Genomic DNA, 26,044 nt, shown 5'->3' on the forward strand with positions numbered 1-26,044 from the left:
GAGGAACCCCCGCCCGTGAAATATGCCGAAAACATGCCGACTGGCCCCGTTCCCCTCCTCGTCGTCGACGTCGAGGGGAACGGGGCCCACCCGCCCGGCTTAGTCGAGGTCGCGCTCTTTCCCGTCGAAGGCGGTCGCGTGCACCCCGATCGGGCCCGTTGGCCGGCCGTCGCGCCGGAGGCGCGTGCTCAAGGCCGGACTCCGTTCTGCCAGGGGGTCGGGAGGTAGGGCGGGGGCGGCGTGGTCGCGCCGAAGTCGCGGGCGCCGTGCATCCAGGCGACGTGGTCGTGCAGGTCGTCCGCGGTGAGCGCGCGGAGCATCGCGTTGCGGGCGCGGGCCTCGGCGCCCGCGGGGTGCCAGAGCCGGACGCTCTCGCGGGCGGCGAGCTGGATCGCGGCGGTGCGCTCGCGCCGGTCGGCGTTGTACTTCTCCAGGCGCTGGGCCACGTCGTCGGCGCAGGCGTCCTGGAGCAGGTCGCCGAGGTGCACGGCGTCCTCCAGGGCCTGGCAGGCGCCCTGGGCCGCATAGTGGATCATGGGGTGGGCGGCGTCGCCGAGGAGGGTGACGCGGCCGTCGGTCCAGCCGGCGACCGGGTCGCGGTCCACCAGCATCCAGGAGCGCCAGCCGTCGCCGAGTTCCACCAGCCGCTGCACGTCCGGCCCGAGCGCGGTGAACTGCCGCCGCACGTGGTCGTTGTCGGCGGGCACCCCGGAGAACGCCTCGGTGCCTCCGTCGTGCCGGCTGCCCGCGAGGTTGAGGTACCTGCCGCCGGCGATGGGGTAGTGCACGAAGTGGCAGCCGGGACCGGTCCACCACACCACGGAGGTGTCCCGGCGCAGGGCGCGCGGCACCCGGTCCATCGGGATGACGGCGCGGTGGACGGTGATGCCGGAGACCCGCGGTGCGCCGTCCCCGACGAGCTGCCGGCGCACCGCGGAGTGCATGCCGTCGGCGCCGATCAGCGCATCGCCGGTGATCCGCTCGCCGGAGGCGAGGACGGCGGTGGCGCCGGCGGCGTCGCGCTCGTAGCCCTGGACGGTGCTGCCGCCGCGCAGTGCGACGGCGTCGTGGGCGCGGCAGGCGCGCAGCAGCAGGGAGTGCAGCTCGGCGCGGTGCACGACGACGTAGGGGTTGCCGAAGCGGCGCCGGTAGGTCTCGGTGAGCGGCAGGCTGGTGACGTGCTCGCCGGTCACCCCGTCCATGAAGCGCAGTTCGTCCATGCGCACGGCCACGGCGCGCGCCTCGTCGCCGACGCCGAGCCGGTCCAGGGCGTGCAGGCCGTTGGGTGCCAGCTGGATGCCGGCGCCGATCTCGGCGAACTCGGGGGCGCGTTCCAGGACCAGGACGCGGTGGCCGCGGCGGGCCAGGCTGAGGGCGGCGGCGAGACCGCCGATGCCACCGCCGGTGATGACTGCCCTGATCATCGCGTCAACCGCCCTGCCGCGCGGTGAGGACGCGCGCGAGTTCCAGGCGCTTGATCTTGGTGGTGGCGGTCTGCGGCAGGTCGGCCAGCCGCCACTGCACGGGGTCGGCCATCGGCGGCAGGTCCGCGACGGCGGCCCGCCAGGCCCGCCGGTCCAGCGGCACGTCGTCCTTGGTGCACACCACGGGTACGGCGGTGCCGTCGGGGCCGGGGATGATGATGACCTCGGCCAGTTCCTCCAGCCGCGCGAAGAGCTTGTCCTCGGCGGCGAGCGTGGAGCCGAAGCCCTCGATGACGTCGACCTCGCGGTCCAGCAGGTGCAGGCAGCCCCACTTGGTGCGGTAGCCGACGTCGCCCATGCGCCACCAGCCGCCCTCAGAGAGCTGCTTGTCGTAGCGCTCCTGCTCGCCGAGGTAGGTGACGATCCGCCCGTCGCTGCGCACCTCGATGAAGCCGGGGTTGTCCGCGGACGGCGGCCGCCCGTCGCGGCTGACCACGCGGACGTCGGTCATGCCGGGGAAGGGCATGCCCACGCAGCGGCCGTCGGCGTCGGGCGGGCGCCGCCTGCTGAAGGAGCGGACCACGGCCGGGCCGATCTCGCTCTGCCCGTACAGCTGCCCGAAGACGGGGGCCCGGCGGCCGGTGGCGGCCAGCAGCCGCCGCACGGTGCGCGGGTGGAGGGCGTCGAAGGTGCTGCTGTAGAGCTTGACGTTGGACAGCGGGCGGCGCGGGTCCTCCGCCAGCGCCTCCCACTTCATGAAGGAGTTGGGGTGCGCCTCGATGACGCCCGGCCTGAGCGCGGCGAAGACGTCCGCGACGTGCGCCGGGTCGGAGTCGGCGAGCACCACCATGGGGAAGCCGCGCAGCAGCGCGATCGCCAGCGCCGTGAACAGCCGGGAGTGCACGAAGGACACGTGGATCGCGATCGTCTCCCGGCGCGGGACCACCGGGTTGACGGCGGCCGCCTGGGGCCGGTAGCGGGCCTGCAGGGTGCGGCCGGTGTGCACCGCGAGCTTGGGGATGCCGGTGGTGCCGGAGGTGTGCGTGATGAGCGTCGGGTGCTCCGGCGGCATGGTGACCGGGGCGACCCGCTCGACACCGGCGAACTCGGCCAGCGGGGTGCCGGAGGGGTGGCTGCCGGAGACCAGCAGCACCGGGGAGGCGAGCCCGGCGGCGGAGGCGGGCAGTTCCTGCTCCAGTTTGGCCTGGTCGGTGACGAGGCAGGGCCGGTCGGTGCGGCGCAGCAGTTCCTTGACGGTGGCGCCGTCCAGCTTCGGCGACAGCAGCACCGGTACGGCGCCGATGCGGGCCGCGGCGCAGGCCAGCAGGGTGATGTCGAATCCGTCGGACTTGTACACCACCACCCGGTCGCCCGGCCTGACCCGGGCCGCCCACAGCCGGGAGGCGAAGTCGTCGACGAGGTCGGCGACCTCGGCGACCGTGGCGCGGCGGCCCAGGTGCGGGGCGATGTCGAGGTCGTGGTCGAGGATCAGTACGTTCGCCGGGTGCCGGGCGGCCGCTCGCTCGAAGAGCGTCCCGAGCCGGATTCCCCGGTTTCCAATGCGTTGCAGCAGCACGTGCTCGCCCTTCCCTGAACAGGTTCCAAGGCGCGGGAATTCAGCCCCGGAAATCGCCTTCGACGACGTTCCTGATGCGCTCGACCGTGGCCGCCAGATCCTTTTCCAGCTTGGCGCCCCAGTCGGCGAAGAACCTCTGCTTCTCCTGCGCGGTCATCTGTGCGGTGATGCCGCGGATTCCCTCCGTGGCCCGGCCCATCCGGAAGTGGTGCACCAGGCGGCTGCCGCTGCCCTCGGCCCGGATGTCGAAGGTCCAGACGCTGTCCTGGGTCCGGCCGGCGGAGTCCTGGACGGCCCAGGAGAAGGTGACTCCGGGCTCGGCGGCGACGATCTCGGAGCGGGTGCTCCAGGAGCCGCGGACGACCGGCGCCCAGGCGACGACGTCCTCCGCGCGGTGGTTGTCGCCGCGGAACACGGCGCCGACGGTGCCGGGTTCGCCCGCCACCCATTCCCCGCCGACGCATTCCTCGCTCCATTCGCCGCTGCGGGTGAGGTCGCTGACGACCGCGTAGACCTGGGCGGGGGTGGCGGCGATGTGCACGTCGGCCGCGACACGGAACAGGGGCTTTTCGGTGGTGTGTTCGCTCACGTCTGGTCACTCCCGATGGTGGTCCGCCGATGCCGGGAATGCTGCGCCGCGGTCGAGGGCGGGGAAAAGGCGACCGGTGAGAGAACGTCAAGTCCCCGCGGTGTTCCGCCGGCGACCTGACACAGCACCGGCGCGGGCCGCGACCACGGCCCGCGCCGGCTGGAAGAATGCGTGCCCATGCGTGCCGCTTACGTCGAACGGCTCGGCCCGGCCGACGCGATCCGCTTCGGGCGGCTGCCCGATCCCGAGCCCGGCCCCGGTGAGGTGCTGGTGAGGGTGCTGGCCACCACGGTCAATCCGGTGGACACCTTCGTCCGCTCGGGCCTGTTCCGCACGCCGTTGCCCTTTCCGTTCGTGATCGGCCGCGACCTGGTGGGCACGGTCGTCACCGCCGGCGCGGGTTTCGCCGCGGGCGAGACGGTGTGGTGCAACAGCCTCGGCCACGCGGGGCGGCAGGGCGCCGCCGCCGAGCTGGCCGCGGTGCCGGCCGACCGGCTCTACCGGCTGCCGCCGGGGGTGGCCGCAGAGGAGGCGGTGGCCGTGGTCCACCCGGCCGCCACCGCGTATCTGGCCCTGTTCACCCACGGCGGGCTGCGCGCGGGCGAGACCGTGCTGGTGGCCGGGGCGGGCGGCAACGTGGGCGGTGCGCTGGTGGTGCTCGCCGCACGGGCCGGCGCCCGGGTGCTGGCCACGGCGTCCCCGCGCGACCACGACCACGTGCGGTCCCTGGGCGCCGCGGAGGTGGTGGACTACCGCGCCCCGGACCTCGCCGAGCGGCTGGCCCGGTCCGCGCCGTCCGGCGTCGACGTCCACGTCGACACCTCCGGCCGCAACGACCTCAGGTCCGCCGTCGGCCTGCTCGCCCACCGCGGCCGGATCGTGCTGCTGGCGGGCGCCAGGGACGAGCCGGTGCTGCCGGTGGGCCCGCTGTACATGAAGGACGGCTCGCTGCGGGGGTTCGCCCTCTCGCACGCCACGGTCGCGGAACTCGCCGAGGCGGCCGGGACGATCAACGAGGCGCTGGCGGCGGGCGCGCTGCGTCCGCGGGCGCTGGAGCAGGTGCCGCTGAGCGAGGCGGCGGAGGTCCACCGGCGGATGGAGCGCGGCGAGCTGCGCGGGCGCCGGGTGGTGCTGCGGCCCTGACCCCCGGCCGGGTCCGGCAGGTGCGTGGCGGGGCCGCGTGCGGCGGATCCGCGTGCGGCGTGTCCGCGTGCGGTGTGCCTGCGTGCGGTGTGCCTGCGTGCGGTGGTCCGCGTCCGCCCGGGCGGGGCGGGCGCGAACACGCCAGTGGTCCGGGAGCCGGGGTCCGGGAGCCGGGGAGGACCCAGGAGCCGGGGAGGACTCAGCAGCCAAGGGGGACGGGGCGCGTCGCCGTCCCCGCCGGGAGGCGGCGGCTCAGCCGACGTGGGTGGAGAACAGTCCGCCGGTCGGGCCCTGCTTGTCGCCGCCCTGGGCCTTCCTCAGGGCGTTGGCGAGGCTCTCCAGGGTGAGGGACTGCAGGATGACGCGGCCGCTGCCCTCCAGGGTGGCCAGGGACAGGCCCTCGCCGCCGAAGACGGCGTTCATCAGGCCCTGGCGGTTGAGGCCGCCGATGCGCTGGACGCCGTACCGGATGCCCTCCTCGAAGGCGACGACGCAGCCGGTGTCGACCTCGATCCGGCCGCCGAAGTCGGCCGGATCGAGGTCGATGAAGTTGCCGGCGCCCGCGATGATCACCGTGCCGTGCCCGGTGAACTTCTCCAGGACGAAGCCCTCACCGCCGCTCGTGCCGGTGCGGCCGCCGACGAAGGCGATGCCGAAGTCGACGGTGGACTCGGCGGCGACGAAGGCATCCTTCTCCGCGAACCACGCGCGTGTGCCGTCCAGTTCCAGGGCGCGCATCTCGCCGGGCAGGACGCCCGCGAAGCCGACGGTGCCCTGGCCGCCCTGGGCGGTGAAGTACTGGAACGCCGGCGACTCGCCCGCCAGTACCCGCTGCCCGACCTGCATGGCCGTCCCCATGGCCTGCCGCAGGAAGCCGCCCATGCCGCCGCCCGACCCGTCCCGGGCCTGCTGCCCGTCTCCGTTCGACGGCGTCGACAGGCGGGTCTCCATCGTCACGTTCGACGTCTTGAACAGGAACTTTCCGGCCTCGCAGTACACGGTCTGGCCCGGCTGCAGGGTGACGACCGCCATCTGCATGGCGTTGCCGACGATCTCTTGCTGAAGGGTCACACCGGATGAACGCGGGAGTGGACCGGCGGGTTCCGCCGGCGGGCGGAGGCCACGGACGGGCGGAGGCTGCGGGTGGGGTGCGCCGGAGCCGTACGGTCGGCACGCGCACCGCACGCACCAGATGCACCATGCGCACCACGCGCACCGGGGCGTCGGCCACCCCTCCGCCGTCACCCGCCCGGCCCTCACGCCGACCCCCCGCCTCCCGTGTCACCCGCCCAGCTCCCGGTGGCGGGCCGCCAGTGCTGCCGCGCCCGCCTTCGTGAGCGAGCCGAACAGGCGCAGCCGGGAGATGCCCCCGTCGGGGAAGACGTCCACGCGCGCGTGCGTGCCGACGGCGGGCGTGTCGAGGACGAAGCGGTGGCCGGTGTCGGGCTGGAGGCGGGTGCGGGGCAGGATCTCGCGCCACCCGCCCCCCTCGCTCTCCGCGCCCTCCTCGCCCTCCGCATCCTCTTCCTCTGCGTCCCGCACGGAGACCGAGGCCCAGCCGGCGGCGTTGCCCTTGAGGCAGGCGGTGTCGATCTCCAGGGCGCGGATCTCGGACTGGGCGGCCAGGCGGTAGCGGATCCAGTCGTGGCCGGTGTCGCGGCGGCGCCGGGTCTCCCAGCCGTCGTCCATCCTGTGGGAGCGGCCGGGCCGGATGGTGTGGACGGCGGGCGAGTAGAAGAGGTCGGAGGCGTCCTCGACGCACCCGCCGTTCTCCAGGGCCACGACGTCGAAGGTGCCCAGCGCGGCCAGCCAGGCCGGGTCGGGGGCGACCTCGCCGTACACGCGCAGGCGCGCGACGCCCCCGTCGGGGTGCTGGTTGAGGCGCAGGTGGGTGAAGCGCCGCTCGACGGCGACCTCGAAGCCGTTGGCGGCGTGGCCGCCGACCTCGGTGCGCGGGACGAGCGTCGTCCACTCCACGCCGTCGCCGAGCAGGTCCCACGGCGAGGGGGTGCCCGGCACCGAGGCGGCCCGGATTGACACCGCCTGCGGGTGGTTGCCGCGGAAGTGCGCGGTGTCGACGACGATGCCGCGCACGACGCCGGGCGCGCCGAGGCGGATCAGCGCCCAGTCGTGGTCCTCGGGGGCGGGCCAGGGGTGCCCGGCGCCCGTGCCGCGGCGGCGCCGGGTCTCCCAGCCGTCCATGACCTTGCCCTTGTGGCCGAAGCGCTCCGGTTCGAACACGGCGGGTCCGGGCACGAGCAGGTTCTCGCGCTCGGCGAAGAACTCGTCGTTGGCGGCGACGACGGCGGCGCCCAGCCGGCGGTCGGCGAGGTCGGCGTGATGGGTGAAGGGGAAGTCGGCGGTGCGGTAGTCCGCGTACGGGTCACCGCCGCGGTAGGGGTGCGCGGCGCCGGTGAAGCGGGGAATCTCCGTCACGGTGATCAGGGGTTCCTTTCCGGTCGGCCGGAGCGTGCGGGGCGGTGTCCCGGTGCGGCGGGAGGGCGGTGCGCGCGCCCGGTGGGACCGCCGTGCCGCACGCGCGCACGGGTCACGCGAGCCCGGATCATGCGGGCACAGGTCACGCGGGCCGGGTGAGCAGTCGTCCCTTCGGCTCGGTGAACTCGCCGTCGGCGTAGACGCGTTCGCCGCGCAGCCAGGTGGATCTGACCACGCCGCTGAGGGTGCGGCCGGCGTAGGCGGTGACGGGGTTGCGGTGCTGCAGGGCGGCCGGGTCCACGGTGAAGGTCTCGTCGGGCGCGAGGACGGCGAAGTCGGCGTCGCGGCCGGGCGCTATGGCGCCCTTGCGGCCGTCGAGGCCGACGAGGGCCGCCGTCCGCGCGGACATCCAGCGCGCGACGTCCTCCAGGGTGTGGCCGCGCCGCCGGGCCTCGGTCCACACGGCCGCGAGGCCGAGCTGGAGGCCGGAGATGCCGCCCCAGGCGGTGGCGAAGTCGCCGGTCTTCAGGTCGGGGGTGGAGGGCGAGTGGTCGGTGACGACGCAGTCGATCGTGCCGTCGGCGAGCGCCTGCCACAGCAGGTCCCGGTTGGCGGCCTCGCGGATCGGCGGGCAGCACTTGAACTCGCCGGCGCCGTCCGGCACCTCCTCCGCGGTGAGGGTCAGGTAGTGCGGGCAGGTCTCCACGGTGAGCCGGACGCCCTCGGCGCGGGCGGCGGCGATCAGCGGCAGCGCGTCGCTCGAGGACAGGTGCAGCACGTGCACGCGCGCGTGGAGGCGTCTCGCCCGGTCGATCAGGTGCGCGACGGCCGAGTCCTCGGCGCCGCGCGGGCGGGAGGCGAGGAAGTCGGCGTACCGGGGGCCGCCGCGCTGCGGGGCGGCGGCGAGGTGGTGCGGGTCCTCGGCGTGCACGACGAGCAGCCCGTCGAAGGAGGCGGTCTCGGCCATGGAGCGGGCCAGGGCGTCCTGGTCGAGGTGCGGGAACTCCTCCACCCCGGACGGCGACAGGAACGCCTTGAACCCGAAGACGCCGGCCTCGTGCAGCGGCCGCAGGTCGGCCGTGTTGTCCGGGAGGGCGCCGCCCCAGAAGCCGACGTCGACGTGCACCCGGCCGGCGGCGGTCTTCCGCTTGACGCGCAGGTTGTCGACGGTGGTGGTGGGCGGCAGGGAGTTCAGCGGCATGTCGACGAGGGTCGTGACGCCGCCGGCCGCCGCGGCGCGCGTGGCGGTCCGAAAGCCCTCCCATTCGGTGCGGCCGGGGTCGTTGACGTGCACGTGGGTGTCGACCAGGCCGGGCAGTACGACGTGGTCGCCGACGTCCTCCAGGCGGGCGCCGGGCGGTACGTCGGCGTCGTACGGCAGGAGTGCGGTGATGGTGCCGCCGGTGACCGCGACGGAGGCGGCGCGCGTCCCCTCCGGGGTGATGACGCGCGTCGAACGCAGCACCAGTTCAGCGTCGGGCACCCGGAGCTCCCCTCGCCACGTTTCCTCGGTTTCCGAGGTTTCCTCGGTTCTTCGATTCTTCGGTTCTTCGGTTCCTTCAACGTTCTGTTGAGCGGAGTCTCCACTCCCCCCATGCCACCGTCAAGGGCACACTGCTGTAGGTATCCCGACGAATCCGGCCTGGACGCTTCCATGAAGCGGAATTAGGATTCCGCTCAGCAGAAGCAAGGTCCGCGCGGCCGGTCCGCACCGACCGGTCCACGGCGACCGGGCCGCACCGGCCGGTCCGCGCGCCCGGGGAGCCGGTCGACCGCCGGATACGCTTGCCCTCCCCGCCCGTCCGAAAGGAACGCCCCGTGCCGACCTCCAGCGCCCGCACCACCGGCTCCGCCCGGCCCGCAGCCGGCGGGGTCCAGTCCCTGGAGCGCGCCTTCGGCCTGCTGGAGCGCATGGCGGACGCGGGCGGCGAGGTCGGCCTGAGCGAGCTGTCGGCGAGCAGCGGGCTGCCGCTGCCCACCATCCACCGCCTGATGCGCACCCTGGTGGCCTGCGGCTACGTACGCCAGCAGCCCAACCGCCGCTACGCGCTCGGCCCGCGCCTGATCCGCCTCGGCGAGTCCGCCTCTCGCCTGCTGGGCGCCTGGGCCCGGCCGCACCTGGCCCGCCTGGTGGAGGAGACCGGCGAGACGGCGAACATGGCGCTGCTGGACGGCGACGAGGCCGTGTACGTGGCGCAGGTGCCGTCCAAGCACTCCATGCGCATGTTCACGGAGGTGGGCCGGCGGGTCCTGCCCCACTCCACGGGCGTCGGCAAGGCGCTGCTGGCGGCCTTCCCGGACGAGGAGGTGCGCGCCCTGCTCGCCCGCACCGGCATGCCCGCCGCGACCGAGAAGACCATCACCACGCCGGAGGGCTTCCTCGCGGCCCTGGAGGACGTGCGCCGGCTCGGGTACGCCGTCGACGACAACGAGCAGGAGATAGGGGTCCGCTGCCTCGCGGTGCCGGTGCCCGGCTCCCCCACCCCGGCCGCCCTCTCCATCTCCGGGCCCGCGGGACGGGTCACCGAGGCGGCGACGGCGCGGATCGTGCCGGTGCTGCTGGAGGTCGCGCGGGAACTGTCGGAGACACTGGCGAGCTCATCCGGCCCGGCGGGCTGAGTCCCGCGGGAGACGGGACGGACCGCTCCGGTCGACGGACCGGCAGACCGGCAGACCGACGGATCTACAGACCAACGAGCCGACGACCGACCACGCACCGGCTGCTCCCACCCACCGGACCCGCCCACGGCTCCCGCCCACCGGCCGTCCGCAAGCCCCGCCCACCGCGAGCCCCGCCCACCGGGCCGCCCGCGCGTCACCCGCTCGCGCCCCCGTCCATCGCCCCCCGCCGCCGCTCCCCGAACAGCTCCACCGCCGCCCGCACCCGCGTCAGTCCCTGTGCGAGCGCGCTGACGGAGCCGATCGCGCCGGCGAGGAGGAGCAGGGACCGGTGCAGCCGGTCGGTCTCCGGGACGCCTCCCACGGTCATCGCGGCGAGCGCGGCGAGTTCCTCCTCCGCGATGGGCCGGTCGGGTAACTCGGCCGGATACGCGGCCAGTTGGCGGCGCAACCGGGACACGGCGACGCGCAGTTCCGTCACTCTCGGGTCCTCGCCGCTGCCGGCCACCGGTCTCTGCCCCAAGCTTCGCACCACAGCTCCCCCTCGCACGCCGTCGTGCGCGGCTTCTCCGTTCGCGAGCGCCCCCTGCGCCTCCCGTGCGCCGGGGACGCGGGCCAGTAAACGCCACCGAGTGCGCCCGCGCCACCGTACGGGGCGAAATTCGGCGCCCCGGCCCCACCCGTGACCCGGACACGCGCCCCGGCCGCCTGTCGTCCCGTCCGTCCACCCGCCTGTCCGGCCGCCCGCCTGTCTGCCCGCCCGCCCGGCGGGGCGGCGGCGGGCGCGGCCGTCCGGTATGCAGGAGCCATGACGCAGACGAAGCGTGGCCCCACGGCACCCCCGGCCCCCGGCCCCGCGCCCCGGACGAACCACGACCCCGCGCCCCGGACGAACCACGACCCCGCGCGGACGGACTCCGACCCCGCCCCACGGACGGACTCCGGCCCCGTGCCCCGGTCGGACCGTGAGGAAGGGCAGGTCGCCGGGCTGCTGCTGGCCGCCGGCGGGGGGCGGCGGCTCGGCGGGCGGCCCAAGGCGCTGCTCACCCACCGGGGCCGGCCGCTCGTGGAGCACGCGGTGCGGGTGCTGCGGGCGGGCGGCTGCGCGCGCGTGCACGTGGTGCTGGGGGCGCGGGCCGGTGTCGTACGGGAGCGGGCGGACCTGAGCGGCTGCACGGTGGTGGACAACCCGGAGTGGGCGCAGGGCATGGGCTCCTCCCTGCGCGCCGGGCTCGCCTCGCTGGCCGGGACGGGCGCGCGGGCGGCGCTGGTGCTGCTGGTCGACCAGCCCGGCATCGGACCGGAGGCGGTAACCCGGATCCGGGCCGCGTACGCGTCACCGGAGTCGCTCGCCATGGCGTCCTACGGCGGAGTGCGTGGGCACCCGGTCCTGCTCGGCGCCGCCCACTGGTCGGGCGTCGCGGCGACCGCGACGGGCGACCGGGGGGCCCGGGCCTACCTGAAGGCGCACGAGGCGGCGATCCGGTGGGTGGAGTGCGCGGACGTGGCGCAGCCGTACGACATCGACACGGAAGCCGACCTGACGCACCTGCGGTGAGGGCCGCCGCGGGAGGGGCCATACCGCCTCGACGGAAAGGCCGGAGCGCCCCGGCGGAAGGGATGGAACGCCCCGACGGAAGGGCCGCGGCGCCCGGCAGGAGGAACCGCGGACGCCTCGGTTCCAGAGCCTGCCGCGGCTCCAGAACCTGCCGCGGCTCAGAGCCTCCCGGCGTCAACAAACCATTGAACTTCCACCATGAGGAAATTAGCATCCGTTTTCCAGAAGCCCGTCCAAGGGAGTGACAGCCGATGTCCGCATCAGCGCCGTCCCCGCCGGTCGTCGTCGACGCCGAGCCCCTGCCGCGGCAGGAGGAGGTCCTCACCGACGCGGCGCTCGCCTTCGTGGCCGAGCTGCACCGGCGGTTCACACCGCGCCGCGACGAGCTCCTCGCCCGCCGTGCCGAGCGGCGCGCCGAGATCGCCCGCACCGCCACCCTCGACTTCCTGCCGGAGACGGCCGCGATCCGCGCCGACGACTCCTGGCGGGTCGCGCCCTGCCCGCCCGCGCTGCAGGACCGCCGGGTGGAGATCACCGGCCCCACCGACCGCAAGATGACGATCAACGCGCTCAATTCGGGCGCGCGGGTGTGGCTGGCGGACTTCGAGGACGCCTCCTCCCCCACCTGGCACAACGTGGTCCTCGGCCAGCTCAATCTGATCGACGCCTACACCCGGAACATCGACTTCACGGACCCCGCCTCCGGCAAGTCGTACGCGCTGCGCCCCGCCGAGGAGCTGGCGACGGTCGTCGTGCGTCCGCGCGGCTGGCACCTGGACGAGCGTCACCTCCGCGACGCCGACGGCCGCCGGATCCCCGGCGCCCTCGTCGACTTCGGCCTGTACTTCTTCCACAACGCCCGGCGCCTGCTCGACCTCGGCATGGGCCCGTACTTCTACCTGCCGAAGCTGGAGTCGCACCTGGAGGCCCGCCTCTGGAACGACGTGTTCGTCTTCGCCCAGGACCACCTCGGCATCCCGCAGGGCACCGTCCGCGCGACCGTCCTCATCGAGACGATCACGGCCGCGTTCGAGATGGAGGAGATCCTCTACGAACTGCGCGACCACGCCTCGGGGTTGAACGCCGGCCGCTGGGACTACCTGTTCTCGATCATCAAGAACTTCCGTGACGCGGGACCGGAGTTCGTGCTGCCGGACCGCAACGCGGTCACGATGACCGCCCCGTTCATGCGGGCCTACACCGAACTCCTCGTCCGCACCTGCCACCGGCGCGGCGCGCACGCGATCGGCGGCATGGCGGCGTTCATCCCCTCCCGCAGGGACCCCGAGGTCAACAGGGTCGCCTTCGAGAAGGTCCGCGCCGACAAGGACCGGGAGGCGGGCGACGGCTTCGACGGCTCCTGGGTGGCCCACCCCGACCTGGTCCCGATCGCCATGGAGTCCTTCGACAAGGTCCTCGGCGACCGCCCGCACCAGAAGGACCGCCTGCGCGAGGACGTCGAGGTCGAGGCCGCCGACCTGCTCGCCGTCGGCTCCCTCGACGCCAAGCCGACGTACGCGGGCCTGGTCAACGCCGTCCAGGTCGGCATCCGCTACATCGAGGCCTGGCTGCGCGGCCTGGGCGCCGTCGCCATCTTCCACCTCATGGAGGACGCGGCCACCGCCGAGATCTCCCGCTCCCAGGTCTGGCAGTGGATCAACGCCGGCGTCGTCCTCGACAACGGCGAGCGGGTCACCGCGGACCTCGCCCGCAGGGTCGCCGCCGACGACCTCGCGCACCTGCGCGCCGAACTGGGCGAGGATGCCTTCGCGGCCGGCCGCTGGCGGCAGGCGCACGACCTGTTCCTCACGGTCGCCCTCGACGAGGAGTACACCGACTTCCTCACGCTGCCGGCCTACGAGCGGCTCGAGGGCTGAGCGGGCCCCTCACCGGCCCGGGGTGACCCCCCGGGCCCGGGATGCCCCCACCGGCCCGGGGTGAGCGCCCCGGGCCGGTGGGGTCACCGCCGTCGTTCCAGGTGCACCGACCAGTCCTGTTCCGCCGCCGGCTTGCCGTGCAGGTCGGGGACCTGCTTGAGCCAGTCCGGGCGGCCCTGCCGAGTGCGTGCGGCGCGCCGGGCGTTCTCGGCGTCGAGTTCCCGGCGGCTGGGGAAGTCGGTGGGCAGCCAGGCGGACGAGGCCCGCGCCCGCGCGTGGAGGTAGCGGACGTAGGCCTCGCGCACGTCGTCGGGCGTGGCGAAGCCGGGCTCGCCGGCCAGCCACCGGTCGGGGACGGCGGCGGTGACCTCGCGCAGCAGCCGTTCGGTGACGCGGGGCGCGAGGGCGGCGTCGGCGGCGCGGACGTCCGGGCCGCAGGGGCCGAGGGCGTGGTGCCGGAAGTCGTAGGTCTTCTCCGGGGCCGAGGTGTCCCAGCGGTGGTGGAAGAGGAGGGCCGCGCCGTGGTCGATGAGCCACAGGCGCGGGGGCGCGACGCCGAGCGTCGGCCAGACCATCAGGTTGGAGCTGTGGACGGTGCGGTCCACGTTGACCGTGAGGGCGTCCAGCCATACGACGCGGCCGGCCTCCACCGGGTCCACGCGGAAGGCGCGGGCGACCTCGGGGGTGAAGTCGCGGGCGCCCGGCAGGTAATCCATGCCCAGGTTCACGCCCGCGCTGGCGTTCAGCAGGTCGCGTACCTCCTGGTGCGGCTCGTGCGCGCCCAGGGCCGGGTCGAAGCGGGTGAGCACCAGCTCGGGGACGCGCAGGCCCAGCGCGCGGGCCAGCTCGCCCACGATCACCTCGGCGACCAGCGCCTTGCGCCCCTGCGCGGAACCGGTGAACTTCACCACGTACGTGCCCAGGTCGTCCGCCTCGACCACGCCGGGCACGGAGCCGCCGGACCTCAGCGGCGCGATGTAGCGGGTCGCGGTGACCTCTCTCAGCATTTCCCCATGCCGTTCGCCTCTCTGGCCTCAGAACCCGCGCCCGGCTTCGGAGGTGCGAAGGAGCGGGAACCGCCCGGCATCAGCCCCGGGGAGAATCCGGGGAGTTTCGCCTGGCATGCGGGTCCCCCCTGCCTTCCGGGCAGTCCGTCGACGGCGGTGCGCCCCTCGCTTCCGGCCTCCGGCCTCCGGCACGAAGTGAGCATGGTAACCGAAGGTGACTGCCGACGGGGAGTGCCCGAGGCACCGCGCCGAGGCCACGACGGACTCTCCCGTCTCCGGCATGATCGAGGCGCGGATATGCCGTAGCACGGGGCAGCCGTCCTTGTCGTCCGTGCCGTCCGCACCCTTCTGATCTGCGTGAACACCGGGTGGAAGAGACTCACCGACCGCCTGCTCACCGTAGGGGCGGCGCATCGGTTCCCTGATGCGTCACCCGTCGGTGTGCGGGGTTGTCGTGGGGGGTTCCACGGGCAGTTCCACGGTGACGAGGAGTCCGCCGGCGGAGCGCGGGGTGAGGGTGAGGGTGCCGTCGTGTGCGCGGGTGATGGTCTTGACGATGGCCAGGCCGAGGCCGACGCCCGCGTGGTCGGTGTGCAGGCGCTCGGTGCCGCGCCGGAAGGGCTCGGTGAGTGTCGAGACCAGTTCCGGAGTGAGCTTCTCGCCGGTGTTCTCGACAGTGAGCACCACGGTCTTGGGGCGGACGCCGGTGTTGACCCACACGGTGCCCTGTTCGGGCAGGTTGTGGACGATCGCGTTGTGCACGAGGTTCGTGGTCAGCTGCAGCAGGAGCGCCTGCGATCCGATCGTGGGGGTGATGTCGCCGGAGGTCTCGAGGGTGACGCCGTGCTTTTCCGCGAGGGGGAGGAGCGTTTCGGTGGCCTCTTCCACGAGCAGGGACAGGTCGACGGGTTCCCGGGTGAAGGACCTTTGCTCGGCGCGGCTGAGCAGGAGCAGTGCTTCGGTGAGGTGGATCGCCCGGGTGTTGACGGCGTGGAGGCGGTCGATGACCTCACCGGCGTCGTGGTGCGGATCGGTGCGGGCCACGTCGAGGAGCGCCTTCGAGATCGCCAGCGGGGTGCGCAACTCGTGAGAGGCGTTGGCCGCGAATCTCCGCTGTTCGGCGACGTGTGCTTCGAGCCGTGCGAGCATCGCGTCGAAGGCGTCGGCGAGTTCGCGGAACTCGTCCTTGCGGCCCGGTAGCCGGATCCGGTGGGAAAGCGACCCGCTCGTGGCCCTGCGTGTGGCGTCCGTGATGCGGGTCAGGGGGGCGAGCATGCGGCCGGCGAGGATCCACCCTCCCCCGAGGCCGAACACCAGCAGGAACGCCAGCACCGCGGCTGCTCTCGGAGCGAAAACGCGCAGGAGGTTGGACCGGATGGGAAAAACACCGTGCAGGGGGGTGTCGGCGGAGACGATGAGCGCACGGTCGGGGACGTAACGCAGGAGGAACACCCACACCGCCGCGAGCAGCAGGATGCCGGCCGGCATCAGGAATCCGGCGTAGCTGAGGGTGAGTTTGAGGCGAACGCTCAACCCGGGTGCTCTATCCATGCTCACCTCCCTTCCCTCCGGCGCCTGCTCCCGTGTCGATGCGGTAGCCGACGCCCGGCACGGTGGCGATGATCCAGGGTTCGCCGAGGCGCTTGCGCAGTGCCGAGACGGTGATGCGCACGGCGTTGGTGAACGGGTCGGCGTTCGCGTCCCACGCGCGTTCCAGAAGTTCTTCGGCGCTGACGACACCGCCTTCGGCGGCGACGAGGACGTCGAGCACGGCGAACTGCTTCCTGGTCAACGCCACGTAGCGGCCGTTCCGGTAGACCTCGCGGCGGAACGGGTCCAGCCGCAGACCCGCGATCTCCCGCACGGGCGGCCTGTGGTGGGCACGTCTGCGGTCGAGTGCTCTGAGCCTGAGCGCGAGTTCCCGGAGTTCGAAGGGTTTCGTGAGGTAGTCGTCGGCGCCGAGCGCGAACCCGGAGGCCTTGTCGTCGAGCCGGTCGGCCGCGGTGAGCATGAGGATCGGCATGCCGCTGCCGGAGGCGACGATGCGCCGGGCGATCTCGTCACCGGACGGTCCGGGAATGTCCCGGTCGAGGACGGCGATGTCGTAGGTGTTGATGCTCAGCAGCTCCACAGCGGTGTCGCCGTCACCGGCGATGTCGGCCGCGATCGCTTCCAGGCGCAGGCCGTCGCGGACGGCTTCCGCCAGATAAGGTTCGTCCTCGACGATCAGCACGCGCATACCGCCGATGCTACGAGCCGGCGCATATCGCCGGCGTATCGAAAACCGCATACGTGCCGGCAACACCGCGCCGCCTTCACTGGCGGCATGCTTCGAACCCCACCCTCAGCACGAACAACGTCCCGCCGGGTTCGCCGGCCCCTTGCCCCCGGTCTGATGGTCGTCGCAGCGGTGATCACCGCGGCCTTCGGCTACCAGGTGCCGAATTCATCGGCCTCCTCGGCCTGCCCGGCCTCCTCGGCCTGCTCGGCCCCACCGTCCTCCCCCGCCCAGGACCCGAGGATGCAGCGGTGACCGGCAGCGAGCGAGGACGGACGATGACGCGGGTGGACACGGCGGAGACCGGGCAGGGCCAGGGCGGCGCCGGCCACCCGGACACCGGCTCCGGCACCCGGCGCGCGGGCATCCGGTGGGCGGGCATCCGGTGGGCGGGCGTCCTGCGGGCGGGCATCCGGCGGGCGATCCGCATCGGCTCCCGACCGGGGCCGTGGAAGCGCGGCCCGGTGCTCGCGGCGCCGGCACTGCTGCTGGGCCTGCTCATGCTGCTGCACGCGAAGATCCCGAACCGGGTCGGGAATCTCGGCAGTCTGGTGGAGACCTTCCTGCCGTGGTTCGGCCTGTTCGTCCCGGTGCTGCTGGCCGGGGCGCTGTGGCGCCGTTCCGCCTCCGCGGTGGCCGCGCTGCTGCTGCCGGTCGCGGTGTGGCTGCACCTCTTCGGCGGGCTGCTCGGCGACAAGTCCCACCCGGGCGGCGACCTCACCGTGGTCAGCCACAACGTCGGCGCCGGCAACCCCGACCCGGCCGGCACCGCCCGCGACCTGATCGCCTCCGGTGCGGACGTGCTGGCGCTGGAGGAGCTGACCCGGCAGGCCAGGGGCACGTACGAGAAGGAGCTGGCGAAGGCGTACCCGTACCACACGGTGCTGGGCACGGTCGGGCTGTGGAGCAAGCTGCCGCTGTCGGACACCCGGCCGGTCGACGTCAAGATGGACTACGGGCCGCTGGCGGACACCAAGCCGGCCGCGGTCAAGATGACCTACAACCGCGCGCTGCGCACCACGGTGGCCACGGACCGGGGGCCGCTGGCGGTGTATGTGGCCCACCTGGGGTCCGCGCGGGTGACTCCCAGGACGGGCTTTTGGACGGACTCGCGGGACAGGGGCGCGCAGGCGCTCGGCGAGGCCGTCGCCGCCGAGCGGAACGAGCGGGTGGTGCTGCTCGGCGACCTGAACGGCACCCTGGACGACCGCGCGTTCGCCGGCATCACCTCGCGGCTGCGCTCGGCCCAGGACGCGGCCGGGGACGGCTTCGGCTTCAGCTGGCCGGCGAAGTTCCCGGTGGTGCGGATCGACCAGATCCTGGTCCGCGGCGTGAAACCGGAGAGCTCGTGGACGCTGCCGGCCACGGGCAGTGACCACCTGCCGGTGGCGGCCAGGATCCGCTGGTGAACACCGCGCGCGGGCCGGGTACGGCAGCCCGAGCCCGCCCGCGTGCCGGTCAGGGTTTCCCGGTGGCCGGCGAGTCCCCGGTGAGCAGCGGGTTCGGCATCCGCCGGTACCGCGCGGCCGCGCCGTCCGCGCGTGTCCAGCGCAGCAGCAGGTTGGTCTTGCCGGGCACGGCGGGGGCGGTGAGGAGGGCGGTGGCCTCCGGGATGCCGTGCCGGGCCAGTTCGCGGCGGACGGCGGGCCACGGGTCGGTGCCGGGGTGGCGTTCGGCGAGCAGGGCGGCGACCTCGCTGAGGTGGTTGACGACCAGGCAGTACACCAGCCGCTCCCACCCGGCGGCGCGCGGCACCTCCGGCAGCAGCTTGACGCCCTCCGCGTCCCGGAACAGCGCCTGCACCGGCAGCCCGGCGGCGTCGACGGCGACCAGGCAGTTCTGCAGGTGCGCCTCGACGACGACGCCGTGGCGGGCGAAGGCGTGCAGCACGGGCGGGACGACGTGCCGCAGGTACGCCTCCCACCAGTCGTCCGGGTCGATGGGGCCGTCGAGCGGGCTGCCGTCGAAGCCCTCCACGAGGCCGGCGGCGAGCAGCGGCGTCGCACCGGGCACGAGGTGGCCGCCGAAGCCGTCGCGGACCAGCACGGCGAGCTCCTCGAAGGCGAACCGGGCGGTGCGGTAGCCGCGGTCGCTCAGCCAGGCCGCGGGCCCGTCCAGGGCGGCGAACGCGGCCCGCGCGGCGCCGTCGGTGCGGCGCAGCCGCGTCAGGTCGCGGCGCCACAGGCGGCGGACGTCGTTGGTGATGCGCACGTCCAGGCTGAACTTGACGAACAGGTCCCGCTCGGGGACGTACAGCGTGCGCACCGCGGCCGTGGGCCACGCGGTGACGCCGGTGGTGCCGAGCCGGACCAGGCGGCCGTCGGCGAAGGCGGGCGCGAGGGCGTCGGCGGCGAGGTCGAGCTGCCAGGGGTGGGCGGGCAGCAGCCGGTAGCCGGGCGGGGCCTGGCCGAGCGCGTCCAGCGCCGAGGTGTCGCCCTCCTCGGCGACCGCGTCCTTGCGCACCCCGAGCAGCGCCAGCGGGAAGCGGGCGTGCGCCTCCGGCGCGTACGGCAGCCAGCTCGCGACCGGTCCGCCGCCGCGCGCCTTGGGCGCCGGGTGGCAGGGGTGGCCGGTGAGCAGGGACTGCTCGGAGCGCAGGTAGGGGTCGTCGGGCGGGACGGCGTGCCGGCGGGCGGCAAGCAGGGCGGCCACGGCGTCCCGGCTGTCGATCATCTCGGCGGGCAGCTCGTCGTTGCCGACGCCGGTGTGCCGGCGCAGTTCGTCGGCGGTGAGCTTGACCAGCTCCGTGTGGTCGAGGCGCCGCCAGCGGCCGGCCCCGTACACCTCCGGCTCGGCGGGCCGCCGGCCGTCGCGCACCCGCAGCAGCCGGTCGCTGCCGGGCAGCCGGTAGGTGCGGCGCCCGCCGGTGTGCCCGAGCGGCTCGGCCACCTCCCGCAGCAGGCAGGCGAGCAGGGGCGCGGTCGCGTAGGCGTCGGCGCGTTCGGCGACGCCGTCGCCGGGGAGCATGAAAGACACGCGTTCCCTTCGTTCGTCCACGTCCCTGGGGGTTGCCTCCCTGGGGTGACCGCGCCACCGCGGTGCGCGCGGTCAGCGGTCAGTGATCGGCGGTCGGTGATCAATGATCAATGATCGGTGGTCAGTGATCGGCGGTCGGTGATCAGTAATCAGTATGTCCGTATCCGTCTCGCACCCGTATCCGTCTCGTCGCACCTGTTGTCGTCACGCCCCATCCGTACCCGAGGAGCCCGATCGTGCACCGCGTTCCTGCCCTTCCCGCCCTGCCCGCCGGAGCCGCCGGAGCCGGCGCCGAGGCCGGGCTCGCCGAGGAGCTGGCCGCCGTCCGCCCGGATCTGCTCGCGCGGTACGCGGCCGAGCTGCCCGGCGCGCGGGCGGCCGTGCTGACCCGCCTGTGGCGGGCGCTGGCGCACGAGCCGCTGCCGTGGATCACCGGCCGCGAACGGACCCGCGACGGCCTCCTGTTGCGGCTGCGCGACGGGCGGCGGCTGCACGGCCCCGCCGCCGACCCGTACGCGACGGGGCCGTACGCCCCCGTCGTCCACCTGGAGGGCGTGCCCCACGGCGATCCGGCCCGCCTGATGGCGGACCTCGCCGTGCCGTACGCGGACGCCTTCGCCGCGGAACTCGGGCACAGCGCCGCCTCCCTGGCCCTGTCCCGGGCCGGTCAGCCGGTTCCCCCGCCGCATGCCCCGAAGGAGCGGCCGGCGGACGGGTGGCGGACCGGGCGGGACAACGGCTGGGAGGCGGAGCAGCGGGTGGTCGACGGCCACCCCTTCCACCCCGGCTGCCGCTCCCGGCCCGGCTTCTCGGCGGCCGAGCAGCTCGCCTACGCGCCGGAGCACCGGCCCGTGGTGACCCTGCGGCCGTTCGCCGTCCCCGAGGAGATCTGCCTGGTGACCGGCGCGTGGCCGGCGGAGCTGCGGGACGGGCGGCGGATCCTGCTGCCGGTGCACCCGTGGCAGGCGGAGCACGTACTGAAGCAGCCGCACGGCCCCCGCGGCGGGGCACGGCCGTACGACGACGCCTGCGCACGGCCGCGGGGCGAGGAACAGCCGTACCGCGCACGGCCGTACGACGGGGAGCCGCCGCCGTACGAGGAGCGGGCCGGCGGGATCCCCGCCCATCCGCTGATGTCGCTGCGCACCCTCGCGGTGCCCGGCGGACCGCATGTGAAGACGGCGCTCAGCGCGCGGCTGACGTCGTCGGTGCGGGACATCTCGGTGTACTCGGTGACGGTGTCCGCGGCCCTGTCGGCGTTCGCGGAGCACCTGGTGGACCGGCTGGACGGGCTGCTGCACGTCACCCGCACCCTGGGCGCGGCCACCGCCCACTCCCCCGACCTGGCGGCCGTGCTGCGCGAGTCCCCGCAGGTCCACGCCGGCCCCGGGGAGCACGTGCTGCCGGTCGCCGCCCTGGCCACGACCTCCTTGCCCGCCTCCCCCGCCTGGCTGGCGGACCTCGCCCGGCTCGCGCTGGGTGTCGGGCTGCGGCTGCTGGAGCTGGGGGTGGCCCTGGAGGCGCACGGGCAGAACCTGCTGGTGGTGCTGTCCGCGTCGGGCGCCCCGCTGCGGCTGGTCTACCGCGACCTCGCCGACATCCGCATCAGCCCGGCCCGCCTGGCCCGGCACGGCATCCCGGCGCCGCCGATCACGGGTCGGCTGGTCACGGACGACGTCACGGCGCTGCGGCGCAAGCTGTTCGGGTCGCTGGTCGCGGGCGCGCTGGCCGGTGTGGCGGGGTCGGGGCCGCGGCTGCGGGCGGCACTGGCGGCGGCCGTACGGGACCTGCCGCGCGGCCCGGACCTGGCGGCGCTGTGTGCGGAGCCGCTGCCGGCGAAGGCGCTCACGCTGATGCGGCTGTCGCCGGACAGGCAGGGGGACTTGTGGGCGCTGCTGCCCAACCCGCTGTCCGGGGCGGGGTGACGGGCTCCCGCCGCCCGCCGTCACAGCGGGTCTCCGGCCGAATGCCCGCGGCAGGCCCCCGGCCGAGCGTCCGCGGCACGCTCCCGCCCGCCGTCGCGGCACGCTCCCGGCCGGGTGTCATGGCCGGCTCGCGGTTGCCGTTTTGAAGCCGGGCCGGTGAGATCAATAAGATCCGCCGATGATCACAAGACAACGGCTGGCGGCAGGAGTCTGCGCCCTCCTCGCCGCGCTCGCGGCCGGGATCGCCGTACCCGCCCCGGCGGTCGCCGGCGAGACCGACGGCGAGGCGGCCCCGAAGGTCGAACTCGTCCTGGACGTCAGCGGATCCATGCGCACCCGCGACATCGACGGCGGCTCGCGGATGGCCGCGGCCAAGCAGGCGTTCAACGAGGTGCTCGACGCCACCCCGAAGGAGGTCGAGCTCGGCATCCGCACCCTGGGCGCCACCTACCGCGGCAACGACCGGCAGGAGGGCTGCAAGGACACCCAGCGGCTCTACCCGGTCGGCCCGCTGGACCGCACCGAGGCCAAGACGGCGGTGGCGACCCTCACGCCCACCGGCTGGACTCCGATCGGCCCCGCCCTGCTGAAGGCGGCCGACGACCTCGGCGGCGGCAGCGGCACCCGCCGCATCGTGCTGATCAGCGACGGCGAGGACACCTGTCAGCCCCTCGACCCGTGCGAGGTCGCGCGCGAGATCGCGGCCAAGGGCATCGGCCTGACCATCGACACCCTCGGCCTGGTGCCGGACGCCAAGACCCGCGACCAGCTCAGCTGCATCGCGGACGCCACCGGCGGCACCTACACCTCCGTCCGGCACAAGGACGAACTCTCCGACCGGGTCGGCCAGTTGGTCGACCGCACCGCCGACCCGGTGGTGACCCCCGTGGCCACCGAGGGCGCCGGCACGTGCGCGCAGGCGCCGGTGCTGAAGTCCGGCCTGTACACCGACCGCGTCGCCTTCGGGCAGCAGCGCTGGTACCGCGTCGACGTGCGGCCCGGCCAGGAGCTGCGCGCCTCCGCGAGCGTCGCCGCCGACCGCGCCGTGAACCCCGGCTACGGCCTGCTGCTGCGCGCGGTCACGCTGCACGGCCGGGAGATCGTACGCGGCGAGGCGGCGGGCACCGGCCGCACGGACGCCGTCTCCACCGGGCTGCGCTACCCGAAGCCCGAGCGCGACGGGGACGACGAGAACGACGGGGACGACGCCCAGGCCGCGACGGAGACGGTGTGCCTGCAGGTCACCCACTCGTTCTCCGCGGCCCCCGGCGTGAAGACCACGCCCGGCCTGCCCCTGGAGCTGACGGTCGACGTCGTCTCCGGCCCCGACCCGGCGCACGACGTGGCCGCCTTCGGCCTCGGCCGCGGCTGGTGGCTGCTGGGCGTGCTGGTGGTGGCCGGCTTCCTGGCCGGCGTGCTGTGGGGCTGGCTGTCGCGCTGGCGGATCGCGGTGTGGAGGACCAACTGATGCGTATCGCACACATACTGGGCGCGGCGGCGCTCGCGCTCGGCCTGGCCGCCGGGCCCGCGGCCGCTGACTCGCCCTCCCCGAGCCCGTCGCAGAGCGGCTCGGCCCCCACCCTGGCGGGCACCTCCTTCCGCACCGCCACGGAGATCGAGCAGGGGCAGCGGGCCACGGCGAGCGGCGCCACCGGCGACTACATGTACTGGTCGTTCCCGGCCGACGCCGGGCAGCGCCCCACCGTGCACGCGACGGTGCGGCTGCCGCGGTCGCACGCGGCCCAGACCTGGCAGATCGACGTGTACGACGGGCTGCGGCGCCGCCAGGCCTGCCAGTACGGCGCCCAGACCCGCACCGCGGCGGCCGGTGCGGCCTCCGTCGACCTGGCGTGCGTCCTGCGCACCGTGCGCGCCTGGTCGGAGCCGTGGGCCAACGACCCGCTGCCGGGCACGTACTACATCCGCCTGACCGCCGTCGGTCTGACCGACGCCGACCTCGGCCTGCCCGTCGACGCCGAGGTGCGCGTCGACGCCAAGGACATCGGCGGCGCGGCGGCGGTGGACGGCTCGCTGGCGCGGCCCCTGGTGCCGGGCATCGCGGCCTCCTCGCGGACGGACGGCACGGACGAGAAGGACGCGTCGGCGTCCTCGGCCGTCCTGTCCGCGGTCGAACCGGACGGCGGCTGGTCCTCCGGCTGGTGGTCCGACCGGTGGGTGTGGACCGCGGTGGGCGGTGTGCTGGCCGCGCTCGCGGGTGTCGGCGGGTACGCGCTGACGCGGGGGTCGGGACGGCCGTCGCGGGTGCCGCCGGGCGCCTGACGCTCCGTCATTTCAGGGTGGAGGCCCGCCGATCGGCGGGCCTTTCGCCTGTGTCCCCGCGGCACCTGCCCGCCACGCCGACGGCACCTGCCTGTATCCGGCGGTACCTGCCCGCCGTGCCGCGGCACCTGCCCACCGGCCGGCGATGCCTGCCCGCGCCCGGCAGCACCCGCACATCACCGACACCGCCCGCACGCCACCGGCACCGCCCGCACCGCCCTACGCCCTCAGCAGCGCCTTGGCGAGCGGTCCCTCGCCGGTCACCCGGATCCGCCCGTCCCGCACCGCTTCTGCCAGGCCGAGGTCGCCGCGGCTGACGGCGGCGCAGGTGCCGGCGTCGAGGGCGAGCCGGACGTCGGGTTCGGCGGGCGCGGGCCCGTCGCCGTAGACGGCGCCGTCGGGGCCCGCCCCGTCGCCGACGTACAGGTGGAAGTCGCCCTCCTCCAGCCGTACTTCGACCAGTCCGTCCTCCTGTGCCGCCGCCCGCAGGGCGCGCAGCAGCGGCAGCGCGAACCAGTGGGCACGCACCGCGTCGGTGGGCCGCCGCTCCCCCAGCTCGGGTCCGCCCCAGGCGCCGAGGGCCTGCAGCACCGGCAGCAACTCCCTTCCTCGCGGGGTGAGTTCGTAGACGTAGGCGGCGCCCGGCGGAGGCAGCCGGCGCCGTGTGGTCAGTCCGTCGCGCTCCATGTCCCGCAGCCGCGAGGCGAGGACGTCCGTGCTGACACCGGGCAGGTCGGCGTGCAGGTCGGTGTAGCGGCGGGGGCCGGCGAGGAGTTCGCGGACGATCAGCAGGGTCCAGCGGTCGCCGACGAGGTCGAGCGCCCGGGCGGCGGAGCAGTACTGGTCGTAGCTGCGGCGAGTGCGGGGTGACATGCGACGCAGTCTAGACACGTTGTTGGACTTTCCAAGCTCGTACTTGGTAAAACCAAGCAACACCACTCACCGGAGGGGAAGCGGCGCATGGAATTCCGGCAGTCGAGCAAGCTCAGCGAGGTCTGTTACGAGATCCGCGGCCCGGTGATCGAGCACGCCAACGCGCTGGAGGAGGCCGGGCACAGCGTGCTGCGCCTGAACACCGGCAACCCGGCGCTGTTCGGCTTCGAGGCGCCGGAGGAGATCCTCCAGGACATGATCCGCATGCTGCCGCAGGCCCACGGCTACACGGACTCGCGCGGCATCCTCCCCGCCCGCCGCGCGGTCGCCCAGCGCTACCAGACCCTCGGCCTGGACGTCGACGTCGACGACGTGTACCTGGGCAACGGCGTCTCGGAGCTGGTCTCCATGGCCGTACAGGCCCTGGTGGAGGACGGCGACGAAATCCTCATCCCCGCACCGGACTTCCCCCTCTGGACGGCGGTGACGACGCTCGCGGGCGGCAAGGCGGTCCACTACCTGTGCGACGAGCAGGCGGACTGGAACCCGGACCTGGACGACCTGGCGTCGAAGATCACCGACCGCACCAAGGCGGTGGTGATCATCAACCCGAACAACCCCACTGGCGCGGTCTATCCGAAGGAGGTCCTGGAGGGCATCCTCGACCTCGCCCGCCGGCACGGCCTGATGGTCTTCGCCGACGAGATCTACGACCAGATCCTCTACGACGACGCCGCGCACCACTCCACCGCCGCGCTCGCCCCCGACCTGGTGGTGCTGACCTTCTGCGGCCTGTCGAAGACGTACCGGGTGGCGGGCTTCCGCTCCGGCTGGCTGGTGGTCACCGGTCCCAAGCAGCACGCGAAGGACTACCTGGAGGGCCTGACCATGCTGGCCTCCATGCGCCTGTGCGCCAACGCGCCCGCCCAGTACGCCATCCAGGCCGCGCTCGGCGGCCGCCAGTCCATCCGCGACCTGACCGCGCCCGGCGGCCGCCTGCACGAACAGCGCGACGTCGCCTGGCGGAAGCTCAACGAGATCCCCGGCGTGACCTGCGTCAAGCCCAAGGGCGCCCTGTACGCCTTCCCGCGCCTCGACCCCAAGGTCCACAGGATCCACGACGACGAAAAGTTCGTCCTGGACCTGCTGCTGCGCGAGAAGATCCAGGTGGTGCAGGGCACCGGCTTCAACTGGCCCGCCCCCGACCACTTCCGCATCCTCACCCTCCCGCACGCCGACGTCCTGGACGCGGCGATCAGCCGGATCGGACGGTTCCTGAGCGGCTACCGGCAGTAGCTACCGGCGGCAGCGGTCGGCTCCTCCGGCCGCGTGCGGCGTGCTCCCGCGTGCGGCATGCTCCCGCGTGCGGCGTGCTCCTGCCCGCGCCGTGCTCCTGCCCGCGCCGTGCTCCCGCCCGGGGACTGTCGGAGCCCCGGCGTAGCCTTCGGAGCGAGGGTGCCGGTGACCGGGTGCGAGAGAGGGG

At 74.3% G+C, this 26,044-nt stretch carries 22 protein-coding genes; 10 read left to right on the forward strand and 12 right to left on the reverse strand.

From position 1 onward, the window contains the following. Positions 1-188: 188 nt before the first annotated feature. Genes IE225_RS20000 through IE225_RS20010 form a run of 3 tightly spaced genes read right to left on the reverse strand, consistent with a single transcriptional unit; the run spans position 189 to position 3,589 of the window. A complete protein-coding gene (locus IE225_RS20000) occupies positions 189-1,424 on the reverse strand; it encodes an FAD-dependent oxidoreductase (RefSeq protein WP_190058933.1) in 1,236 nt (411 codons plus the stop codon). Positions 1,425-1,428: 4 nt separating this feature from the next. Next, positions 1,429-3,000, reverse strand: coding sequence for a class I adenylate-forming enzyme family protein (locus IE225_RS20005; RefSeq protein WP_190058934.1), 1,572 nt, complete (start codon positions 2,998-3,000; stop codon positions 1,429-1,431). A 40-nt stretch (positions 3,001-3,040) separates the two neighbouring features. Then, positions 3,041-3,589 (reverse strand): SRPBCC family protein, encoded by a 549-nt coding sequence (locus IE225_RS20010; protein ID WP_190058935.1) that lies wholly within the window; start codon positions 3,587-3,589, stop codon positions 3,041-3,043. A gap of 177 nt (positions 3,590-3,766) precedes the next feature. Here IE225_RS20010 and IE225_RS20015 point away from each other — a divergent pair, with 177 nt between their 5' ends. Continuing rightward, positions 3,767-4,732, forward strand: coding sequence for an NADPH:quinone reductase (locus IE225_RS20015; RefSeq protein ID WP_190058936.1), 966 nt, complete (start codon positions 3,767-3,769; stop codon positions 4,730-4,732). Positions 4,733-4,984: 252 nt separating this feature from the next. Here IE225_RS20015 and IE225_RS20020 read toward each other — a convergent pair whose 3' ends face one another. The 3 genes from IE225_RS20020 to allB all read right to left on the reverse strand — a co-directional run bounded on the left by IE225_RS20020 (position 4,985) and on the right by allB (position 8,651). Beyond that, entirely contained in the window at positions 4,985-5,803 is an 819-nt protein-coding gene (locus tag IE225_RS20020) for an AIM24 family protein (protein ID WP_190058937.1), read from the reverse strand. A 210-nt stretch (positions 5,804-6,013) separates the two neighbouring features. Next, positions 6,014-7,168, reverse strand: a complete 1,155-nt coding sequence (alc, locus tag IE225_RS20025) for an allantoicase (RefSeq protein WP_190058938.1) — start codon at positions 7,166-7,168, stop codon at positions 6,014-6,016. Between the two features lie 142 nt (positions 7,169-7,310). After that, the gene (gene allB, locus IE225_RS20030; RefSeq protein WP_190058939.1) at positions 7,311-8,651 is read right to left on the reverse strand and encodes an allantoinase AllB; all 1,341 of its coding nucleotides are present in this window, start codon (positions 8,649-8,651) and stop codon (positions 7,311-7,313) included. Positions 8,652-8,986: 335 nt separating this feature from the next. Here allB and IE225_RS20035 point away from each other — a divergent pair, with 335 nt between their 5' ends. Further along, a complete protein-coding gene (locus IE225_RS20035) occupies positions 8,987-9,787 on the forward strand; it encodes an IclR family transcriptional regulator (protein ID WP_190058940.1) in 801 nt (266 codons plus the stop codon). A 196-nt stretch (positions 9,788-9,983) separates the two neighbouring features. On the opposite strand, the gene IE225_RS20040 is transcribed toward IE225_RS20035, so the two are convergent. Then, entirely contained in the window at positions 9,984-10,322 is a 339-nt protein-coding gene (locus IE225_RS20040; RefSeq protein WP_190058941.1) for a DUF5955 family protein, read from the reverse strand. Positions 10,323-10,595: 273 nt separating this feature from the next. Here IE225_RS20040 and IE225_RS20045 point away from each other — a divergent pair, with 273 nt between their 5' ends. Next, positions 10,596-11,345: a nucleotidyltransferase family protein gene (locus tag IE225_RS20045; protein ID WP_190058942.1), complete on the forward strand. Its 750-nt coding sequence runs from the start codon at positions 10,596-10,598 to the stop codon at positions 11,343-11,345. A gap of 251 nt (positions 11,346-11,596) precedes the next feature. Continuing rightward, positions 11,597-13,222, forward strand: a complete 1,626-nt coding sequence (aceB, locus tag IE225_RS20050; RefSeq protein WP_190058943.1) for a malate synthase A — start codon at positions 11,597-11,599, stop codon at positions 13,220-13,222. An 83-nt stretch (positions 13,223-13,305) separates the two neighbouring features. Here the strand turns inward: aceB and IE225_RS20055 are convergent, their stop codons facing one another. From IE225_RS20055 to IE225_RS20065, 3 genes are all read right to left on the reverse strand, one after another. After that, on the reverse strand, positions 13,306-14,229 hold the full coding sequence (locus IE225_RS20055) for a HipA family kinase (protein ID WP_190058944.1): 924 nt from the start codon (positions 14,227-14,229) through the stop codon (positions 13,306-13,308). Positions 14,230-14,658: 429 nt separating this feature from the next. After that, positions 14,659-15,780, reverse strand: coding sequence for a sensor histidine kinase (locus IE225_RS20060; RefSeq protein WP_190058945.1), 1,122 nt, complete (start codon positions 15,778-15,780; stop codon positions 14,659-14,661). After that, on the reverse strand, positions 15,773-16,468 hold the full coding sequence (locus IE225_RS20065; protein ID WP_190058946.1) for a response regulator transcription factor: 696 nt from the start codon (positions 16,466-16,468) through the stop codon (positions 15,773-15,775). Before IE225_RS20065 ends, IE225_RS20060 begins: the two co-directional genes overlap by 8 nt. Before the next feature lie 156 nt (positions 16,469-16,624). Between IE225_RS20065 and IE225_RS20070 the strand changes: the two genes are divergently transcribed. Together IE225_RS20070 and IE225_RS20075 are read left to right on the forward strand one after the other, a co-directional pair. Further along, complete coding sequence (locus IE225_RS20070; protein WP_190058947.1) at positions 16,625-16,762, forward strand: hypothetical protein; 138 nt, start codon at positions 16,625-16,627, stop codon at positions 16,760-16,762. Positions 16,763-16,785: 23 nt separating this feature from the next. Further along, the gene (locus tag IE225_RS20075) at positions 16,786-17,916 is read left to right on the forward strand and encodes an endonuclease/exonuclease/phosphatase family protein (RefSeq protein ID WP_190058992.1); all 1,131 of its coding nucleotides are present in this window, start codon (positions 16,786-16,788) and stop codon (positions 17,914-17,916) included. 49 nt (positions 17,917-17,965) lie between these two features. On the opposite strand, the gene IE225_RS20080 is transcribed toward IE225_RS20075, so the two are convergent. Then, entirely contained in the window at positions 17,966-19,474 is a 1,509-nt protein-coding gene (locus tag IE225_RS20080; protein WP_190058993.1) for an IucA/IucC family protein, read from the reverse strand. Between the two features lie 245 nt (positions 19,475-19,719). Here IE225_RS20080 and IE225_RS20085 point away from each other — a divergent pair, with 245 nt between their 5' ends. From IE225_RS20085 to IE225_RS20095, 3 genes are all read left to right on the forward strand, one after another. After that, a complete protein-coding gene (locus tag IE225_RS20085; protein ID WP_229879796.1) occupies positions 19,720-21,408 on the forward strand; it encodes an IucA/IucC family protein in 1,689 nt (562 codons plus the stop codon). Positions 21,409-21,586: 178 nt separating this feature from the next. Then, on the forward strand, positions 21,587-22,876 hold the full coding sequence (locus IE225_RS20090; protein ID WP_190058948.1) for a VWA domain-containing protein: 1,290 nt from the start codon (positions 21,587-21,589) through the stop codon (positions 22,874-22,876). After that, on the forward strand, positions 22,876-23,688 hold the full coding sequence (locus IE225_RS20095; protein ID WP_190058949.1) for a hypothetical protein: 813 nt from the start codon (positions 22,876-22,878) through the stop codon (positions 23,686-23,688). The genes IE225_RS20090 and IE225_RS20095 overlap by 1 nt, the downstream gene beginning before the upstream one ends. Before the next feature lie 219 nt (positions 23,689-23,907). Here the strand turns inward: IE225_RS20095 and IE225_RS20100 are convergent, their stop codons facing one another. Further along, entirely contained in the window at positions 23,908-24,561 is a 654-nt protein-coding gene (locus tag IE225_RS20100; protein WP_190058950.1) for a winged helix-turn-helix transcriptional regulator, read from the reverse strand. Positions 24,562-24,648: 87 nt separating this feature from the next. Here IE225_RS20100 and IE225_RS20105 point away from each other — a divergent pair, with 87 nt between their 5' ends. Beyond that, positions 24,649-25,857, forward strand: coding sequence for a pyridoxal phosphate-dependent aminotransferase (locus IE225_RS20105; RefSeq protein ID WP_190058951.1), 1,209 nt, complete (start codon positions 24,649-24,651; stop codon positions 25,855-25,857). The last annotated feature ends 187 nt before the right edge of the window (positions 25,858-26,044 follow it).

Origin of the sequence: Streptomyces echinoruber (genome assembly GCF_014651135.1) — a bacterium.
Lineage (GTDB): Bacteria > Actinomycetota > Actinomycetes > Streptomycetales > Streptomycetaceae > Streptomyces > Streptomyces echinoruber.

What these genes read in the sequence shown, in the direction of transcription:
- IE225_RS20000 (WP_190058933.1), bottom strand. Translation starts at nt 1,424, where the DNA reads ATGATCAGGGCAGTCATCACCGGCGGTGGCATCGGCGGTCTCGCCGCC.
- IE225_RS20065 (WP_190058946.1), bottom strand. Translation starts at nt 16,468, where the DNA reads ATGCGCGTGCTGATCGTCGAGGACGAACCTTATCTGGCGGAAGCCGTC.
- IE225_RS20100 (WP_190058950.1), bottom strand. Translation starts at nt 24,561, where the DNA reads ATGTCACCCCGCACTCGCCGCAGCTACGACCAGTACTGCTCCGCCGCC.
- IE225_RS20105 (WP_190058951.1), top strand. Translation starts at nt 24,649, where the DNA reads ATGGAATTCCGGCAGTCGAGCAAGCTCAGCGAGGTCTGTTACGAGATC.
- IE225_RS20095 (WP_190058949.1), top strand. Translation starts at nt 22,876, where the DNA reads ATGCGTATCGCACACATACTGGGCGCGGCGGCGCTCGCGCTCGGCCTG.
- IE225_RS20045 (WP_190058942.1), top strand. Translation starts at nt 10,596, where the DNA reads ATGACGCAGACGAAGCGTGGCCCCACGGCACCCCCGGCCCCCGGCCCC.
- IE225_RS20060 (WP_190058945.1), bottom strand. Translation starts at nt 15,780, where the DNA reads ATGGATAGAGCACCCGGGTTGAGCGTTCGCCTCAAACTCACCCTCAGC.
- IE225_RS20015 (WP_190058936.1), top strand. Translation starts at nt 3,767, where the DNA reads ATGCGTGCCGCTTACGTCGAACGGCTCGGCCCGGCCGACGCGATCCGC.
- IE225_RS20070 (WP_190058947.1), top strand. Translation starts at nt 16,625, where the DNA reads ATGGTCGTCGCAGCGGTGATCACCGCGGCCTTCGGCTACCAGGTGCCG.
- IE225_RS20055 (WP_190058944.1), bottom strand. Translation starts at nt 14,229, where the DNA reads ATGCTGAGAGAGGTCACCGCGACCCGCTACATCGCGCCGCTGAGGTCC.
- IE225_RS20080 (WP_190058993.1), bottom strand. Translation starts at nt 19,474, where the DNA reads ATGCTCCCCGGCGACGGCGTCGCCGAACGCGCCGACGCCTACGCGACC.
- IE225_RS20090 (WP_190058948.1), top strand. Translation starts at nt 21,587, where the DNA reads ATGATCACAAGACAACGGCTGGCGGCAGGAGTCTGCGCCCTCCTCGCC.
- IE225_RS20075 (WP_190058992.1), top strand. Translation starts at nt 16,786, where the DNA reads ATGACGCGGGTGGACACGGCGGAGACCGGGCAGGGCCAGGGCGGCGCC.
- aceB (WP_190058943.1), top strand. Translation starts at nt 11,597, where the DNA reads ATGTCCGCATCAGCGCCGTCCCCGCCGGTCGTCGTCGACGCCGAGCCC.